The organism is Cytobacillus citreus, from assembly GCF_018343665.1.
In the GTDB taxonomy this organism is placed as follows: domain Bacteria; phylum Bacillota; class Bacilli; order Bacillales; family Cytobacillaceae; genus Cytobacillus; species Cytobacillus citreus.
This window is the reverse complement of record NZ_JAGYPM010000004.1, coordinates 78,301-94,649: the sequence shown is the minus strand read 5'-3', so window position 1 is coordinate 94,649 and position 16,349 is coordinate 78,301. Positions and strand designations below refer to the sequence as shown.

15 protein-coding genes are annotated in these 16,349 nt (G+C 35.3%); 5 read left to right on the top strand and 10 right to left on the bottom strand.

All coding sequences use genetic code 11. The features are described 5' to 3' along the window. Nucleotides 1-7 precede the first annotated feature (7 nt). The 3 genes from KHA94_RS17135 to KHA94_RS17125 all read right to left on the bottom strand — a co-directional run bounded on the left by KHA94_RS17135 (nucleotide 8) and on the right by KHA94_RS17125 (nucleotide 4,082). A complete protein-coding gene (locus tag KHA94_RS17135) occupies nucleotides 8-1,162 on the bottom strand; it encodes a M20 metallopeptidase family protein (protein WP_213103362.1) in 1,155 nt (384 codons plus the stop codon). Nucleotides 1,163-1,180: 18 nt separating this feature from the next. Further along, nucleotides 1,181-2,596, bottom strand: a complete 1,416-nt coding sequence (locus KHA94_RS17130; protein ID WP_213103361.1) for a YfcC family protein — start codon at nucleotides 2,594-2,596, stop codon at nucleotides 1,181-1,183. Between the two features lie 238 nt (nucleotides 2,597-2,834). Further along, complete coding sequence (locus KHA94_RS17125; RefSeq protein WP_213103360.1) at nucleotides 2,835-4,082, bottom strand: Zn-dependent hydrolase; 1,248 nt, start codon at nucleotides 4,080-4,082, stop codon at nucleotides 2,835-2,837. A 219-nt stretch (nucleotides 4,083-4,301) separates the two neighbouring features. Here KHA94_RS17125 and KHA94_RS17120 point away from each other — a divergent pair, with 219 nt between their 5' ends. Then, entirely contained in the window at nucleotides 4,302-4,754 is a 453-nt protein-coding gene (locus KHA94_RS17120) for a MarR family winged helix-turn-helix transcriptional regulator (protein ID WP_213103359.1), read from the top strand. A 462-nt stretch (nucleotides 4,755-5,216) separates the two neighbouring features. On the opposite strand, the gene KHA94_RS17115 is transcribed toward KHA94_RS17120, so the two are convergent. After that, nucleotides 5,217-6,602 carry a M17 family metallopeptidase gene (locus tag KHA94_RS17115; protein ID WP_213103358.1) on the bottom strand — a complete coding sequence of 462 codons (1,386 nt, stop codon included), beginning with the start codon at nucleotides 6,600-6,602 and terminating at the stop codon, nucleotides 5,217-5,219. A gap of 221 nt (nucleotides 6,603-6,823) precedes the next feature. Further along, nucleotides 6,824-8,125: an MFS transporter gene (locus tag KHA94_RS17110; RefSeq protein WP_213103357.1), complete on the bottom strand. Its 1,302-nt coding sequence runs from the start codon at nucleotides 8,123-8,125 to the stop codon at nucleotides 6,824-6,826. Nucleotides 8,126-8,249: 124 nt separating this feature from the next. On the opposite strand from KHA94_RS17110, the gene KHA94_RS17105 reads away from it, so the two are divergent. Together KHA94_RS17105 and KHA94_RS17100 are read left to right on the top strand one after the other, a co-directional pair. Beyond that, nucleotides 8,250-9,506, top strand: coding sequence for a helix-turn-helix domain-containing protein (locus tag KHA94_RS17105; RefSeq protein WP_213103356.1), 1,257 nt, complete (start codon nucleotides 8,250-8,252; stop codon nucleotides 9,504-9,506). 685 nt (nucleotides 9,507-10,191) lie between these two features. Beyond that, nucleotides 10,192-10,482 carry a DUF4257 domain-containing protein gene (locus KHA94_RS17100; RefSeq protein ID WP_213103355.1) on the top strand — a complete coding sequence of 97 codons (291 nt, stop codon included), beginning with the start codon at nucleotides 10,192-10,194 and terminating at the stop codon, nucleotides 10,480-10,482. 107 nt (nucleotides 10,483-10,589) lie between these two features. On the opposite strand, the gene KHA94_RS17095 is transcribed toward KHA94_RS17100, so the two are convergent. From KHA94_RS17095 to KHA94_RS17080, 4 genes are all read right to left on the bottom strand, one after another. Next, complete coding sequence (locus tag KHA94_RS17095) at nucleotides 10,590-11,579, bottom strand: phosphotransferase (RefSeq protein WP_213103354.1); 990 nt, start codon at nucleotides 11,577-11,579, stop codon at nucleotides 10,590-10,592. 143 nt (nucleotides 11,580-11,722) lie between these two features. Further along, nucleotides 11,723-12,013: a YxcD family protein gene (locus tag KHA94_RS17090; protein WP_213103353.1), complete on the bottom strand. Its 291-nt coding sequence runs from the start codon at nucleotides 12,011-12,013 to the stop codon at nucleotides 11,723-11,725. Further along, nucleotides 12,001-12,444 carry a hypothetical protein gene (locus KHA94_RS17085; RefSeq protein ID WP_213103352.1) on the bottom strand — a complete coding sequence of 148 codons (444 nt, stop codon included), beginning with the start codon at nucleotides 12,442-12,444 and terminating at the stop codon, nucleotides 12,001-12,003. The genes KHA94_RS17090 and KHA94_RS17085 overlap by 13 nt, the downstream gene beginning before the upstream one ends. A 25-nt stretch (nucleotides 12,445-12,469) precedes the next feature. Then, a complete protein-coding gene (locus tag KHA94_RS17080; RefSeq protein WP_213103351.1) occupies nucleotides 12,470-12,625 on the bottom strand; it encodes an FbpB family small basic protein in 156 nt (51 codons plus the stop codon). Nucleotides 12,626-13,260: 635 nt separating this feature from the next. Between KHA94_RS17080 and KHA94_RS17075 the strand changes: the two genes are divergently transcribed. Continuing rightward, nucleotides 13,261-14,130 (top strand): EAL domain-containing protein, encoded by an 870-nt coding sequence (locus KHA94_RS17075; protein ID WP_213103350.1) that lies wholly within the window; start codon nucleotides 13,261-13,263, stop codon nucleotides 14,128-14,130. Between the two features lie 136 nt (nucleotides 14,131-14,266). On the opposite strand, the gene KHA94_RS17070 is transcribed toward KHA94_RS17075, so the two are convergent. Next, complete coding sequence (locus tag KHA94_RS17070; RefSeq protein WP_213103349.1) at nucleotides 14,267-15,238, bottom strand: GGDEF domain-containing protein; 972 nt, start codon at nucleotides 15,236-15,238, stop codon at nucleotides 14,267-14,269. Nucleotides 15,239-15,792: 554 nt separating this feature from the next. Between KHA94_RS17070 and KHA94_RS17065 the strand changes: the two genes are divergently transcribed. After that, nucleotides 15,793-16,344 (top strand): glycerol-3-phosphate responsive antiterminator, encoded by a 552-nt coding sequence (locus KHA94_RS17065; protein WP_213103348.1) that lies wholly within the window; start codon nucleotides 15,793-15,795, stop codon nucleotides 16,342-16,344. Nucleotides 16,345-16,349: the final 5 nt, after the last annotated feature.

Here is a 16,349-nt window from a genome sequence, read left to right as displayed (position 1 = left end):
TACCCCTTCACTTGTAATTTTTAAGAATTTCAATAAACAGTTTGATCGCATCAGGGATTACATCTTCATCGATGTCGAATTTTGGATGATGATGAGGATAGATGCTCTTCTCTCCACCCATTCCGACGAACATAAATGCTCCGGGCTTTTCTAGTAAATAATGAGAAAAGTCTTCTCCTCCCATCACCGGATCAACCAATTCGAACACATCTTCATCAAAAGATGCACGGATGATAGACTCCACAAAACGGGATTCGTTCGGATCATTAACAAGGGGAGGAGTACCTAATATATAATCTACTTGACCTTTTGCGTTGAATGCCGAACAAATACCATCAGTGATTTGCACTATTTGATGACGAAGGGTATTGACAGTGTTCAGCGTCAATGCACGCACAGTACCACTTAATTTCACAGAATTAGGAATAATATTGTAAGTGGTTCCCGCTTCAATTTTGCCTACTGATATGACTCCTGGATGAATTGGGTTCAGACTTCTACTGATAATACCTTGTAGGGATTGAATGACATGGGTAGCGACATAGATTGGATCAACCGTTTCATGAGGCATGGATCCATGACCTCCAAATCCTTCAATCATTATTTCAAAGTCATCCGCCGAAGCCATCATTGGTCCATGGGCTAAGCCTATTTTTCCTTTTTTTATCCCTTGCCATAAATGGATACCAAAGATTGAGTCGACGTTCTCTAATACTCCTTGTTTCACAAGAGCCTCTGCTCCACTCGGTGTTATTTCCTCAGAAGATTGAAAAATCAGTACAACATTTGGTTCTACCCTGTCTCTATTTTTTGAAAGCCATTCAGATACAGCTAACAAAATCGCAGTATGCCCATCATGTCCGCATACATGTGCCACCCCAGGGAATTTCGAAAGGTAAGGTTTTTCCCCTTCTTCTACTACGGGTAAGGCATCAATATCAGCCCGTAATGCAATCGTTTTGTCACCATTAGTCCCTTTTATATACCCAACCACACTTGGTGGTTGGTAATCTAATATTTCGATATTTAAATCCTCTAATCTACTTCGAATAAATTTATAAGTCTCATATTCTTTTCCGGATAGCTCTGGATGTTTATGAAGGTAGCGACGGTCATCAATCGCTTGTAATGTTAAAGTCTCAAGTAGGCTTACACTTTGCATGAAAACAACTCCTTCTCTTTAGAATGGTCCGTATTGTATTACCTGTGCAATAATGAGCGCCATAATCCCTATTGTGATTTGAATTAAGAAGAACGGAAAAACCCACTTTATCCATCTTCCCCAAGGTATTCCGGCAAGTGCTAGTCCTGCCATGAAGAAACCAACAGTTGGAAAAAAGATATTAGACATACCGTCTCCAAACTGATAGGCAAGTACGGCCGTTTGTCTAGTAACACCTACAAGGTCTGCTAAAGGTGCCATGATTGGCATCGTTAATGCTGCCTGACCACTTCCAGACGGAACTAAGAAGTTTAAGCATAATTGAAAAATAAACATACCGACGGCGGTTAGGGTTGGTGGGATTGAATCGATTGCTTGTGCAGCATAATAAAGAATGGTATCTGTTAAATTAGCACTGTTGAATAAAACTAAAATAGCATGAGCAACCCCAATTACTAAGGCGCCACTAATAATGTTTCCAGCCCCTTTGATGAAGTTTTCAGCAATGTCGCTAGAGGATAATTTTCCAACAAGACCAATGATAATTCCGAATAACAGGAAGAGTCCGGCAATTTCCGTAATATACCAGCCGTACTTAATAACACCAAATATAAGAACAACAAAATTTAATAAAAATATAATTAATACCCATTTGTGTCTTGTTTCCATCTTCGTATTAACATTTAATAAAGCATCCTTATTCCCTTGCTTGTAATTCCCATAGAATCCAATGGAAGGATTGTCTTTAACCTTCCCTGCATAACGGTAGATATAGATAACAGCGACTGCATACAACACTACGAACAGGATTAGACGGAAAGCTATTCCTGAAAAGGTTGGCAGTTCAGCAATTCCCTGAGCAACTCCAACTGTAAATGGATTCATTACTGCTGCGGTAAAACCAACTGATGCACCAAGAGAAACAATTGCCAAACCGGTAATTGCATCAAAACCGAGCGCAATTGCTAGCGGAACTAGGATTCCGATATAGACAAGTGTTTCTTCAGCCATTCCCATTAACGAACCACCAGCTGCAAAAAACAGCATTAGCACTGGAATGATTAATTTTTCACGTTTAGCAAGTCTATGTGACAACACTGAAATAAAGGAATCTAGCGCACCTGTTGCAGCAAGAATACCAAATGCCCCACCTATGATAAATACAAAGAAGATAATGCCCGATCCTTCAACCATACCTGTATGAATACTATTAAAAATATCCAAAAATCCAATCGGATTTGGATCGACAAACTGAAAAGAATCTGGATTGATTATAGTTCGACCATCGACTTCGGTTCTTTCATACTGACCTGATGGAAGGATATACGATAAGATGGCTGCAATAATAATTACGCAAAACAATAATACAAATGCATTAATACCTTTTGACTCCTTGACTTCATCAACCTTCAATTTAGTCTCTAAATCGCTCATCTACATACCCCTTTATATTTATAATTTTTATAAGACTCTAGTTTCTGGGAGACAGATCCTTACTGGGACTCTATTCAATGGCAAAAAGCTTATTTAAAATTTCTTTGTATCAGTTAACATATTAAAATTCACCTCCAACAGAGTGAATTTTTTATCAATTACCAATAATCAGATAACTATTCTTAAAAAAAATGAAATATTCCGGGCAGTCCTTATATATAACCTTCAAACCTTATATTTAATTCCGTACAACTTTTTGTTTTATTAACTTTAATACTGTTCGGTATAGAACTTCTGCCCCTAAGGCAATATCAGCCTCTTCTGACCATTCCTTTGGATTGTGGCTTATTCCTTCCTTGGATCTCACGAAAATCATCGCCATATCTGTTATCTGTGCCATAACCATAGCGTCATGAGCAGCACCACTCGGTAACTTGTATGGTGTTATATTACATTCCTTAACGCTATCTGAGATGATCTCAATAATTTTATCTGAACAAACAGCAGGGCTTAATCTATCTAGTACTTCTATCTCATACTCAATTTTTCTTTCATTGCATACGTCAGATATGTATGTTGTTAAGGATTCTATTGACCTATCCAACCTTTTTTGTTGAATATCGCGGATATCAAATGTTAATTCAACCGCACCCGGTATTATGTTAATCCCACCTGGAGAGACATTCATTTGTCCTACAGTGATAACTAGATTCCTCTCTTGTTTTGCTAGTTGCTCCCCAAACGACATTATCGATGCTGCTGCGGCAAGTGGGTCCTTTCTAAGATTCATTGGGGTACTTCCTGCATGACTAGCTATACCTTTTAGGGTTACTTTTAGCCAATAGAGACCAACAATTCCTTCAACGACACCAACCGGCAAATTTTCGTTTTCTAATACTCGACCTTGCTCGATATGTAATTCTAAATAGGCTTTAATTGTTGCAGGATCCCTTTTAGCATTTTTTATTAATTCTGGATTATACCCCATTTTTTCCATAGCCTCAGCAATAGATATCTCATTCTGATCACGGTATTGATGCAGTTCTTCCTCTTTCAATTTACCAGCAACAGCGAGGCTACCCAGCATGCCTGATGAAAAGCGTGCTCCTTCTTCATCCGTAAAAGCAATCACTTCCACTGGTCCATCTGGATTAAAATTCTTTTCTTTCATTGTTTGCAGGACTTCTATTCCAGATAATACTCCCGTGGGGCCATCAAAAATCCCACCATTGAACACACTATCAATATGTGATCCTATTAAAACTACAGGTAGAGCAGGGTTCTTTCCCCCTAAACGACCAATTAGATTCCCCATAGCATCTTCTCTTACTTTTAATCCAGCGTCGACCATCCATTTACTCACAAGGAGTTTGGCACTTTTCTCCTCTTCAGTAAATGAAAGCCTCGTTATTCCTTCAAATTCATTCCTTCCTATTGCAGCAAGCTTATTTAGACGGTACCATAATCTCTCTTTATTAATATTCATCCCATATCCCACCCTGTAAAATTTTGATTATTACTATTCTCACTTACATTTTGGGAATTTAATACAATACAGAATTTTCAGATAACATCAACTACAATTATTCGCAATACAACGAATTAGTGCGATATTTCGAACTTGTTTATTAGTATAATCGAAAGTTTTTTTGTTGTAAATACAATAAAAACCCTTTATTCTAATATCAATTAAGAAAGGAGTAAGGTGATGGAGATTCTTCGCGAAATTGGAATGATTGCTCGGTGCCTGGATTCCATTAGTAATATTGAATTCAAGGATTTTCAACTTTCTAAAGGACAATACTTATACCTTGTGAGGATTTGTGAAAATCCAGGGATTATTCAAGAAAAGGTAGCAGAAATGATTAAAGTAGATAGAACAACTGCTGCTCGCGCAATACAGAAACTTGAAATGCAAGAACTTATAGAGAAGAGAAATGATGTTGAAAATAGAAAAATAAAGAAGTTATTCCCTACTGAAAAAGGGAAGGTGATTTTTATATTTTTGAAAAGAGAAGAAGAGCATTCTGAAAAAGTGGCTTTGAATGGTTTTAGCCAGGAAGAAAAGGAAGTGCTTTTAAACCTCCTTTCGAAAATGAGAAAAAATGTTGAAATTGATTGGGGGTTAGTAAAAAAAGGACATAATAGACAATACTAAATTAGATAAGTTCTTTTTGCTTTATGCTTCCGATTTTTTTAACAAATAGGGATAGTACCAGCGTCGCTGTCACCAGGGGCAAAGCAGATGGATATATATGTTAAATTAATACGTTGGGAACTTCGCTTTGATTGGGGTAATATCAGCGTAGTGACATTACACGCAAACGCTTGGAGTACAATTACAATATCGTGTCGGGTTGTTTACGTCAGTGGTCAAAGACGGAGCTAGGCTGCCGATCCATGTCGCAGCCTAGTCATAGTTAGAGATTGAACTATCGTGCCCGTTAACATTCCTGTAGGTGTTAACAGATTCAATTTACAGAAAAACGGACGCCTCGCTAAGATAAGAATGTACTAGGTTGCAGCCCTCAGAACTCACTTTAGGAGGCGTTATTATGAAGTCTTAGCACGCTTATTGACCACTTCCCTTAAATAATCTACCAAATACAGTCTTATAAACTTACTTTGAAACATGCACTGTAAAATCAGCTAGTAATCTAACACCATATCCTGTTGCTGATTTTGCATAATAGCCGGTTTCTTCACTTTCCATTACTCCAGCCATGTCTACATGAAGCCACCTGCATGATTTCGGAACAAAGCGGCGAAGGAATAATCCTGCTGTAATTGAACCCGCTTCTCCCTTTGAACTAATATTACTAAAGTCAGCATAATCGCTGTTTAAGTAACTCTCATATTCTTCAACTAATGGCATTGGCCAAATAAAATCTCCATTCTCTCGACCGATTTCCTTCATTTCAAATGAAAGACGTTCATCCCCGAATGCACCAGCTATTTTTGATCCTAGTGCATTAGCAATGGCTCCAGTTAATGTAGCAATATTAACGACGTATTTTGCTCCCCACTCTCCGGCGCGAATGAGACCGTCAGCTAATATGAGACGCCCTTCCGCATCTGTGTTCGCAACCTGCACGGTATGGCCATTTTTGTATCGGATGATCTCACTTGGAAGTACTGACGTATTGTCAATTGTGTTTTCAACCATTGGAATCAGCGCAATAACATTTACCTTTGCTCTCAATGCAGATAACAGCTTCACTGCTCCAGCAACAGCAGCGGCACCGCCCATATCCATGCGCATATTACTTATATCTCTTCCAGTCTTCAAGCTAATGCCGCCTGTATCAAAAGTTACCCCTTTCCCAACTAGAGCGGTAAGTGGCTTAGTTTCGTCACTGCAATATATAAGTTCAACAAAGGAAGGTTTATATTTACTCCCACGGCAAACCGTTAAGACGCCATTCATTTCTAATTCTTCCAGCTTTTCTTTATTAAATACATTCACTTGTACATCTGAATGAGCAAACTCTTCTCGTAAGATCGTTGGAAATGTTTCAGGATTTAGTACATTCGGAATTTCATTCATTAAATTACGAGAAAAGTTGGTCGCCTCTGCACGAATTTTTCCTATTTCAATGAAATGCTTCAATTCTGCTCTGCCTTCCACTCGCAGCTCAGTCTTAAAGTAATTTTCCTTTGACTTATACATAACGAACTTATATGCACCTAAGTGCCAGCCTTCCACAAAAGCAGTTATCATTCCATCTACATGTAATTTCGGCAATACCTTTTTCAGTGCTTCCTCATGTATAACCGCATTTATCACTTTACGCTTACTCAGCTCTCGCGCGACAGCCCCAGCGATCATACGGATTTGATCATATGTCTGCTTTTTTTCCTTCAAAGCTTTTATAACCACTACTAACTTTTCACCAAGAAAAAGGGCAGTAAAAGATGCAGAGCCATTTTCAACAAATTGTTTTACTTGTTCATTATTTTGAATATGTAAATCTTTTGAAAACAAAATGATGGCTTGACCTGACATTCTAAATTCCCTCCCTTAAATATGATTACACCTCTACTTATTTTGGAATACGAAAGGAATTTCACTATCTTGTAAAAAATCTAGTAGTATGTTTCTGTATTTTGAAGCTATATATTTTAATTTTTCAGAAATTTAACCTTATCACGGATTAACTCGAAGTGAAATTCCACTATTTTAAAATTTAGCTTTATAGAAAAAATTATACTTTCTGAAATTCAGTTTTATGAAAATGATTTCGCTTCTTCTTTAATGACGTTAGTTTCTCTATATTCCGGATGTGCTTTTCTTACAACGGAAGGTCTTGCCAGGATAAGGACAACCCCGATGAGTACAGCAGAAGACAAGAACAGTACCCATTGAGCCGGTAATACATCATACAGGACTCCATATAGTACCATCCCTAATGGCATAAGTGCCATCGCCATCGTTTCCAGGATAGAGAAAACACGTCCTTTAAAATCATCATCAATTTGTTTTTGCATGAACACTTGCAATGGGGTATTTACGATAATAACCATTACACCGAAAGCGAACATAAGGATTGCATAATAGGAAAAAATAATGGGATACGGCATGGCAACTAATAATGGTATAGAAACGCCACCCATGAGCATTCCCATACACATAATTCCTCTTTTTGAAACGAGAAACGGGAATTTCACTTCTTTTCTGGCAGAGAAATATATGGACATCAATAACATTCCAACTGCTAAAGCCCCTTGTGTAAAACCGAAATGATTAGAAGCAATCTTCAACTTTTCAATCAGGATAAATGAATAGCCAACTTCAAAAGCACCAAATAAGAAATTAACGAGTAAGGCGATCCAAATCATTGCCATAATAAGAGGCTGTAATTTCAAATAGCTAAATCCTGCTTTCATACTTTGCCACATGGATTCTTTTCTTTCGCCTTCAACTTTCTTTTTACGATTAGCGAAGAGATTGAAATTCATTGTGGATTCAAGAATAACAGCTATGCTAGAAGCAATCATATAGATAATAAGGAAAACTGGCATTGAGACGGATCCGTATAATAAACCGCCTACTGCAGGACTTCCAATCGAAGCGAAAGAAATGGACATCTGATTCATTGACATCGCTTTTTGAATTCTTGCTCCATCGACAAGTCCGCTAATGGACGAAGTGAAGGTCACCCCTGAAAAAGTTGAAGTAAGTGACAAAATAATCGTGGTCATATAAATAGCAGCAAGCGAAAGACCAGATGTTAAACTAACGACAAGTAACCCGCCAATTGCAATCGTCGTACCAATTTGCGCAATAATGACGATCATCTTTCTTGAATATTTATCCGCAGCATACCCTGCAAACGGGGAAACGAGTGTACGAGGTAAAACATTGCAAATAAGGTTCGTGGCAAAGCTCGTGGCAGATCCTGTCATTTGTAAAATATAAAAACTAATGGCAAATGTATACACTTGAGATCCAAATGAGGAAATTAACTTGCTAATCGTAAATGTCCATAAATGATATGTTGCTTTTTTTAACTTATAAGCCTTTTCCATAATAACCTCCACACCAAAAGTTTAATTTAATTAAACAAATCGTAACATAACATTCTCTTCCCTTTCAAGCAAAAGTTTAATATAATTAAACAAATGATTAAAAATAGGAGAGTGCCTAAACAACATGTTAGGAGAACGAATTCGAACACTACGAAAACAGAAGAAAATGACACTCGAAGAATTAGCTGGTGAAAGCCTAACAAAAGGGATGCTCAGTCTTATTGAAAACAATAAGGCGAATCCTTCAATAGAAAGCTTACATTATATTGCTGAACGCCTTGGAGTAGAGATGTCTGATTTATTAGAGGAAATTAGTTTACAGGAATTAAGGAAAACCCTTGAAAAAGCAGAGGAATTATACAATATTGAAAACTTATGCGAAACAGAAAACCAACTAATAAAGACAGAGCAAGATAAGGAAATTATTGATCTCATTAAGCCTTACATTGCAAACCTAACTCAAGGCTATGAGTCAGCACGATTATTAGATATTTATAGCCGCTGTCTTTACAACGAAAAAATGGAAGGTTGGCAGAAATTTTCCGGACAAGCTGCAGAAATATACGATCAAATGAACCTTACTTCAAGGCGTGCATCAATCAGCGTATTCCTCGCAACGGAAAAATTCATCGATCATCACTATGAAGAAGCCTTAACGATATTTTTAAATGATCGCGCAAAAATCGAAGCAAAACACGTCTACATTGATCCAAAGACTCGGCTGGATCTTGATTATTATGAAGCGATTTTATACTTTGCTGTGGGTGATTCGGAGTCGGCAACACGAGTGATGGATAGTGCCATTGCCTTTTCCAAAGAGAATAGAATTTTTTATCTAATTGATGAATTATATCGACTGGCAGCTGCCCAAGCAATGATGGAGAAAAATAAGGAAAAAAAGATCCATTACTTACTGAAGTTAAAGCAATACGGAGAGTTTGCTGATGATACAAATTCTATCCTGTTTTATCATTTTATGATGATAGAATCCCTTATCTCTGAAAAACATGAATACACAGAAGCACTAGAAAAGATTGATCAGTGTTTAACAGATCCGAGCATGACAGAGACTTTTAAACATTATTTTAACCTTGAAAAAGGCAAAGCCTTGTATCGCCTTGCTCATTATAGAGAAGCACTCCATTGCCTAGAAAAAATAGAGATTCCACCTTTTATACATCATCCGTTTGATTTGTCTCACTTTTTTATTATGGACACGCATAAAGCACTTTGTCACTTAGAACTAGGGAAAGTAGATGAAGCATCTCAATTTGCAGAAATAGCTTACAACCATTTTTATCAGCTACCATCGACCCCATTTAAAGATTTTGCTATTGAACAGTATGAAGTAATAAAAAAAGCAAGACTGGCTGAGGAGTAAGTATCTTTGCCAGTCTTTTTTTGTGAAGACTTTTGATTCTAACACAGTCATCGCACTTATATAGAGTTTACAATAAAAATGATTTCTCAATCCTTATCAGAAACAATATTTCAATCCACGCACTCATGTTGAGTGCGACAGCGAATTTTGATAAAAAAATACTAATAATCATTAATATTATCAAATAATCGCTATTTTCTTTAATAAATAAAGAACTTACAAATACAATTATACTATAATTTGGAATTTACGCATAAAAAATGGGTGCGAATATATTGGGAATTCTATGTGCGCTTTACATTCGCACTAATAATAAAATAAATATTTTATTAGTTTTTTATTCCATTTTTAATGAAAGCCAAATGTTTAATCCCTCATTTTCAATTCGTAGTTTTAGTCTTTTTACCAATACACCTTCTTCTTTCTTATGATAAAATATTTTTTGGTATATATTGTAAAATAAATCTCATCAAGTAATTGTCCAATATAGGAAACTAATGCAATAGTAGGATACTTTCTAAAAAATGTAATTTTTTGCAGTATAGTTTTCCTACGTAAAATTTTGGAAAATTCGGTATTTTTACGCATACTATTTTTTGTAATAACTCTATATACTGGTAATACACCATGAATCAAACTAAGGTCGCTTAACCAAAAATCTCGACTTTAGGAGTGTGAAGTGCAAATGTTAATGAACATTATCTTCGCTGTTATGATTGGTGGACTAGTCGGTGTAGCAGGACATATTAGAAATGAGGGCAAGATTGTAATGCCCCGGAAAACAAAGAAGTTTATCTATCTAGGATTTTGGGAAGAAGTCATTTTGGGGGCTATCGGTGCAGTATTCTTAGTTGTCTATACAGATCCAGATTCAACATTAAAGGTTATCTTCCTTTCCATCATTGCTGGGTTTGGTGGTGATGTGCTGTTGAAATTTCTCGAACTTTTAAAGATTCGCCAAAAAGATAATAGCTAATGGCATCCAAGACAAGGGTTCTCAGAAATCCTTATAGATTAAGAAGACTCGCTTAATGGCGAACAGTATCAATCACTGTTTGCCATATTTAATGGCCATTTTCTTAGTTATAACTCCTTTAACATGAACTCCAATTCCGTCAGATTTTCTGACAACCATTGTATTTCCTCTGAAAAACGCTGTGAGGGGCCACTTTGTAAATCAAGTTCAGCATGGATCCACCATGTACTTTCCATATACCACAACCATTTTAATGATTCAAGTAAGCATCCTTTATCAAATAAACGTGCCTCTCTATATCCTTCAACAAAAACTGAAACAAGGAAAACATCTAATTTATTCTCATATAACGCACCAGAAATGACAGCTCTTGCAACATCAAGCTGAGGAAAATCATATTTCATTCTATCAAAATCTAAGACAGCGCTTAGTTCTCTGTCATGAAACAATATATTATCTACCCAGAGATCACGGTGAGCCCAGCCTGATTCACCTATATGATCATTTACAAAATTTATGTTTTCAGTAGTTTTATATTGCGTATCAATTATGGGTAATAAGTGCGTTTTACCCTTGTCCCTCAGATGACTCTTGACTAACTTCCAATGGGTTAATCGCTCCTTCTTACTAGATGGTGAAAATACAGGTGTTCTTTTCCTTACTATTGATCCATCATTTAATAATTGATGCATTCTTCCTGTTGCCCTTCCTAGGTCATACATTTGATGGCTATTTAATTTACCTGGAGGAATCATATTGCCATCACAGTATTCCATTAACAAGAAAAGTTCACCAGTATTTGATTCAAGCAGAATCTGTCCATTATAAGAGTAAAGCTTAGGACATGGAAAACCAGCCCTGTGTAATCGCATTTGCTGAGTGAATGCAAATAACAGTTCTGCATGGTTATATTTTCTTAATCTTTCCTTATTGTATTGCTTTAGTAAAAAAATGCCAGAATCTGTTATTAGGCGCCACTTTAAATTTAGCCAGCCATGCTTTATTGGGATTGTCTCCAATACTTGAAATCCAAAATAACAGCTGCAACTTTTAATAAGATCTTCCAATACCAATTCTTCCGGAGAAATTAATTTCATATTTTGACTCCCTACTACTCTATTCTTTACTATTAACTTCACCAAAGATATTTATTATCCTTCTTTTGTTCACTAAACATAGCTACCTGATCGTATAAAAAAAGATCAGTTCTCGAGAGACTGATCTTCTTCTATCATAAAACTTATTCAACAAAGGCAATAATACCTTCATGATCATCGAGGATTAATTCAATTCTTGCTGCAAACGGATCTACGCCCATTTCGGTATCCAGCCAGAATCGGATTGCCTCGATAATATTTGCCGTAATAAAAATTTGTTTTCGCCCTAATACATGGGATTCTGCTGAGAATCCATATTCATCATCAAACATTAACTCCATTTCGACTTCGTGGGGAGAGACTTTCTTTTTTTCGGCAGTATATAGACAGAGTGCATTAATTATATCTTGCTCGTTTATTTTTATCTTTCCCATGTATGATTGTCCCTTCTTTTTCTTTTTAAAGAAGTGAATACCTTACGTATAATCATAACTAAAGCCATAATAGCCATGACATTGATAAACAATCCTAGAATAGAGCCTAAAACACCAAGGTTACCCAGAAGACCTCCGAAAAGTAATCCTGCTAATCCACCAAAAGCTAATCCTTTTAAAAATCCACTTTTACTTGACTTTGGAGTCTTTGATTTTTTGGTGAAATTTGTAGTTGTTTTTTGCTTATTTACTTGCTGATTAGTATCTTTTTTATAGAACGACGAATTGTTGTGAGTGCCTGAGTTGTACGATTTCTTACCAGATTTATATGATTTAGCACTTACTACATGCGGATTATGATTAACAATAGATGTCACTGGTGCTAAACATAAACTTAATACCATTAGGGATGCGATTATTTTTTTAAACATAAGAATTCCTCCAGTTTGTTTTATATTAATTATTTGATAGAACTTGTTGCTGCTTTTTTAATGTATCTTCATGTTTTTTATCTAATTTCTTTTCAATCCTTTCTAATACATACTCATCTTTTAAAATTTCTTCTCTATTCTCTTCCATTAATCGATTGAAGCTTAGTTTTTTCTTCTTCATGCTATACCTCCAAAATCATGTATTTTCCTTAATGAAAAAGGGCCTATACCGTTACCTGGTATAGGCCCAAAAAACAAAAAAGACCTCTACCAACTGGTAAGGTCTTGCTAACAACGTCATAGTTGCCAACAAAGCCGAGAGTTATTCACTCTGTCCTGACGACTTTGCTGTAAAAGCTACTCCCCTTAAAAGGAATATTGAATTTATATTAATATAATAATAGATCATTGGGTGTTTGTCAAGGACTTGCTCTAATTCAAAAAAATAAAAACCCTGCAAACCTTTACGTGATCAACAATGCCAATTTGATCAATTTAAAATTAGTCGATATGAATAATCGCTAAACATTTTTTCCGCATAATGTCCTGTAGTAAAAGATTGCACATATGACATAGAAAAGTAATCTGTATGGAAATATTCTTTATAAGTTCCTGGCTTTGTTTCTTTTAGAATAATTATTTCTTGGGTCACTACTTTTTTATCTTTATTTATGACTTTTGATACTTACTTTTATCCAACGATTACATAGTTTTACATAGTTTTACATAATTTTTACAAATAATTATTATTCGAACTGTTGATAAGGAACTATAATATAAATAGATTAAACGACAATTTTCTACAATAGGTGCGCTATGAAAAATAACCGATTGAGCAACTTTTTCAACTTTCTTGTCTATTTAAACACCAAGAAAGAGAGTCTTTATCAAGATTATAAGAAAAGTATAGAACTACAAGAACTTATGCAAAGATGTAAAGTAAAAACGGTATTTCAGCCTATTCTCTCGCTAGAAGAAGGTTCAACAATTGGTTTTGAGATTCTAAACCGACCTCAAAGCACCGAATTATTTCCTACAACTGAATCATTTTATGAGTATGTAGGGAAAAGCAATGATGTTTTTGCTGTTGAGCAATTTTTACGAAATCTATCTCTTGAGAGATTTTCAGAGCAAATTATAAACTTTAAGCATCACAAAGAGCCATTAATATTCCTTAATATTCAGCCTCAAGTGTTAGCTGACCCAGCTTATCGGACTGGAATAACCCTCGAATTGTTGGCCAAATATAATCTATCCCCTAACCAAATTGTTTTAGAGCTTACTGAAAAAGAGGCGGTCTTTAATTATAAGCAGTTTGAAATAATGATTGAGCATTATCGGAAACAGGGCTTTCGCATTGCTGTAGATGATGCAGGGACAGGATATAACAGCTTACAAACTCTTGTACGGATAAAACCAGAATTTATTAAGCTAGACAAATCTCTTATCCGAGAGATCAATTACCATCCAGAGAAGCAGCATTTAGTAGAATTGCTGATGGATTTTGCTATACAATCCAATACCAAAGTCATTGCAGAAGGAATTGAAGATGCATCAGAACTGAAATTCCTAATAAACCTAGGAGTTCACATGGGACAGGGCTTTGCACTTGGAAAACCGGAGCCAGAGTTAGTAAATGGGCGTATTCCTATTTCTAATACTATTTTACAGACACAATTAGTATAATGAGATTCCTATAGCTAAAAAAGCCTTGTAGTTTCGCTAACTACAAGGCTTTAATGTATCTTTCATGATCAGGAATCATTCATTTTAGTGTTATTTTCATTAACATTTGAAACGTATTTCAGACAACCATTTTTAATTACAGAATTTCTTCTTTTATGTCTTTATGGGTTAGGAAAACACTGTTCTTAATGGTCTTACACCTGCTCTTCACTCTAGCCGCCTCTTTGCTTATTTGCCCAACTGTTTTTAGTTCACAATTTTTATTTTGGACTACTGCAATTGAAATCGTCACTAACGGAACATTTTCTAGTTTTCCCTGCCGAGTGATCGCTTGAATAGAACCTTTATTTAATTCTTCATGTGAGTAATAGCGGAGGATTGACTGATGAAATCGGGAGATAATTGCATTGCATAAATCTTCATGCTGATAATGGGGAACAACTGCAATAAAATCGTCTCCGCCTATGTGCCCAACAAATGAAGGCATATTATCTGTCGTGTAAATACTATCAGTAATAATATTTGCTGTTTCCTTAATTAATTCATCTCCTTCACTAAATCCGAAGGTATCATTAAAGATTTTAAATGAATCAATATCTATGTATAGAACACTAAACTCCTTATAGGTTAAAACTTCCCTTAATGTTTCTTCGATCAAAATGTTTCCAGGGAGACCACTAAGGGGATTAGAATAGCGAGCAATATTAATCTGTATCTCTGATAATTTTATTATTAATTCCCGTATGCTTACAATTCCAAAGATTCGATCCTGTTTCGTGACGATAACATAGTCATATACGTTCTCCTGTTTTCGGTTCATCGCAAGCGCGCTAACTTCAGTAATTGGTACAGAGTAATCCACTATTAATAGATCTTGATCCATCATAAGCTCGATTGTTCGTTTCATAAAAAGGTCAAAGCCATATTTAGTAGACAGCTTTTGAAAAAATAGCATTCTCATTACTAATCCAATTGGCTCGTCGTTTTCGCATACGACAATCCCCTCCAAAGATGGATTTTCATTAAAGATTGAATAAACTACCTCACATTTTGTTGAGGGGGCTACAATCTTATTTTCTATTGAAATATCGCCAATAACAACATGCATGTCATCACCTCCATTTCCGTTTTTTAGGAAAATTAGTAAGGGAATGAAGAATATTGGGACTCTATTCCCTTTCAATGCAATCCATCCTCTTAATTCTAATTTACTTTAAAAATATTAAAAATTGGTAAAACCAATGTAAATTATTGCGATTTTTTACGAAATTTTACCTATTACATTTAGCTCATTATACAACATTCTGTATTAAATTACACATTAAGTAAAAAAAGTATTTTTTTAAAAATAATATGTAACTATTTTCTCCCACTAGGGGTTTAAGCTTATACTAGACCTATCAAAAGCATTCCTTTAAGAAAGAACTAAATATGGAGGTAACATGAAAAAAACCATAACACTAAGTGCTTTATTGTCTCAAATCATATTTTTTATGCTGCTTTGCAAAGATAAATTCTGATTGAGTGGCGATGCGTATATACTATAGTGGTAGTTGAGTTCTTTTCCAAAAAATTCATTATGAAATTCATTTTTATAAACTTTAATGATGGGATTATAATTTGAATAGATAAATTCGAAAATGAGTAAAGGATGTGTCGTAAATGGAAAGAAATATTATTGCAGCGATTAAATTACCGAAACAAATTGATCTTGCGATTAAATATAAAGATAATATCGATTCAGTCTTTCTACTATTAGGAAATGTTCAAAATATAAAAGAATATGTTGATGTCTTTAAAAAAGAAAACATCCCTGTCTATGTGCATATCGAAATGATACAAGGGCTCAAGTTAGATTCATACGGACTTACGTTCATCTCAAAGTACGTTAAACCAGACGGCGTTATTACAACGAAAACGAATATGGTAACAAAATGTAAGCAACATAACTTAAAAACTATATTAAGATCTTTTATGATTGATAGTGAAATGTTAAAAAATACTATTGAAGCAGCGATTTCATTAAAGCCAGATATACTAGAAATAATGCCAAGTACGACAACATATGTCATTAAAGAAATTAAAAAGAAAACGGATATCCCAATCATAACAGGAGGATTGGTAGATACGATTGATATTTTTGAAAGAAGCTTAAAAGATGGTGCTATCGCTGTTTCAACATCAAATTCAGACATATGGAAAATAAATAAATAAAGTAT

What these genes read in the sequence shown, in the direction of transcription:
- KHA94_RS17070 (WP_213103349.1), bottom strand. Translation starts at nt 15,238, where the DNA reads ATGCATGTTGTTATTGGCGATATTTCAATAGAAAATAAGATTGTAGCC.
- KHA94_RS17085 (WP_213103352.1), bottom strand. Translation starts at nt 12,444, where the DNA reads ATGTTTAAAAAAATAATCGCATCCCTAATGGTATTAAGTTTATGTTTA.
- KHA94_RS17105 (WP_213103356.1), top strand. Translation starts at nt 8,250, where the DNA reads ATGTTAGGAGAACGAATTCGAACACTACGAAAACAGAAGAAAATGACA.
- KHA94_RS17130 (WP_213103361.1), bottom strand. Translation starts at nt 2,596, where the DNA reads ATGAGCGATTTAGAGACTAAATTGAAGGTTGATGAAGTCAAGGAGTCA.
- KHA94_RS17125 (WP_213103360.1), bottom strand. Translation starts at nt 4,082, where the DNA reads ATGAATATTAATAAAGAGAGATTATGGTACCGTCTAAATAAGCTTGCT.
- KHA94_RS17080 (WP_213103351.1), bottom strand. Translation starts at nt 12,625, where the DNA reads ATGAAGAAGAAAAAACTAAGCTTCAATCGATTAATGGAAGAGAATAGA.
- KHA94_RS17115 (WP_213103358.1), bottom strand. Translation starts at nt 6,602, where the DNA reads ATGTCAGGTCAAGCCATCATTTTGTTTTCAAAAGATTTACATATTCAA.
- KHA94_RS17135 (WP_213103362.1), bottom strand. Translation starts at nt 1,162, where the DNA reads ATGCAAAGTGTAAGCCTACTTGAGACTTTAACATTACAAGCGATTGAT.
- KHA94_RS17100 (WP_213103355.1), top strand. Translation starts at nt 10,192, where the DNA reads ATGTTAATGAACATTATCTTCGCTGTTATGATTGGTGGACTAGTCGGT.
- KHA94_RS17075 (WP_213103350.1), top strand. Translation starts at nt 13,261, where the DNA reads ATGAAAAATAACCGATTGAGCAACTTTTTCAACTTTCTTGTCTATTTA.
- KHA94_RS17095 (WP_213103354.1), bottom strand. Translation starts at nt 11,579, where the DNA reads ATGAAATTAATTTCTCCGGAAGAATTGGTATTGGAAGATCTTATTAAA.
- KHA94_RS17110 (WP_213103357.1), bottom strand. Translation starts at nt 8,125, where the DNA reads ATGGAAAAGGCTTATAAGTTAAAAAAAGCAACATATCATTTATGGACA.
- KHA94_RS17065 (WP_213103348.1), top strand. Translation starts at nt 15,793, where the DNA reads ATGGAAAGAAATATTATTGCAGCGATTAAATTACCGAAACAAATTGAT.
- KHA94_RS17090 (WP_213103353.1), bottom strand. Translation starts at nt 12,013, where the DNA reads ATGGGAAAGATAAAAATAAACGAGCAAGATATAATTAATGCACTCTGT.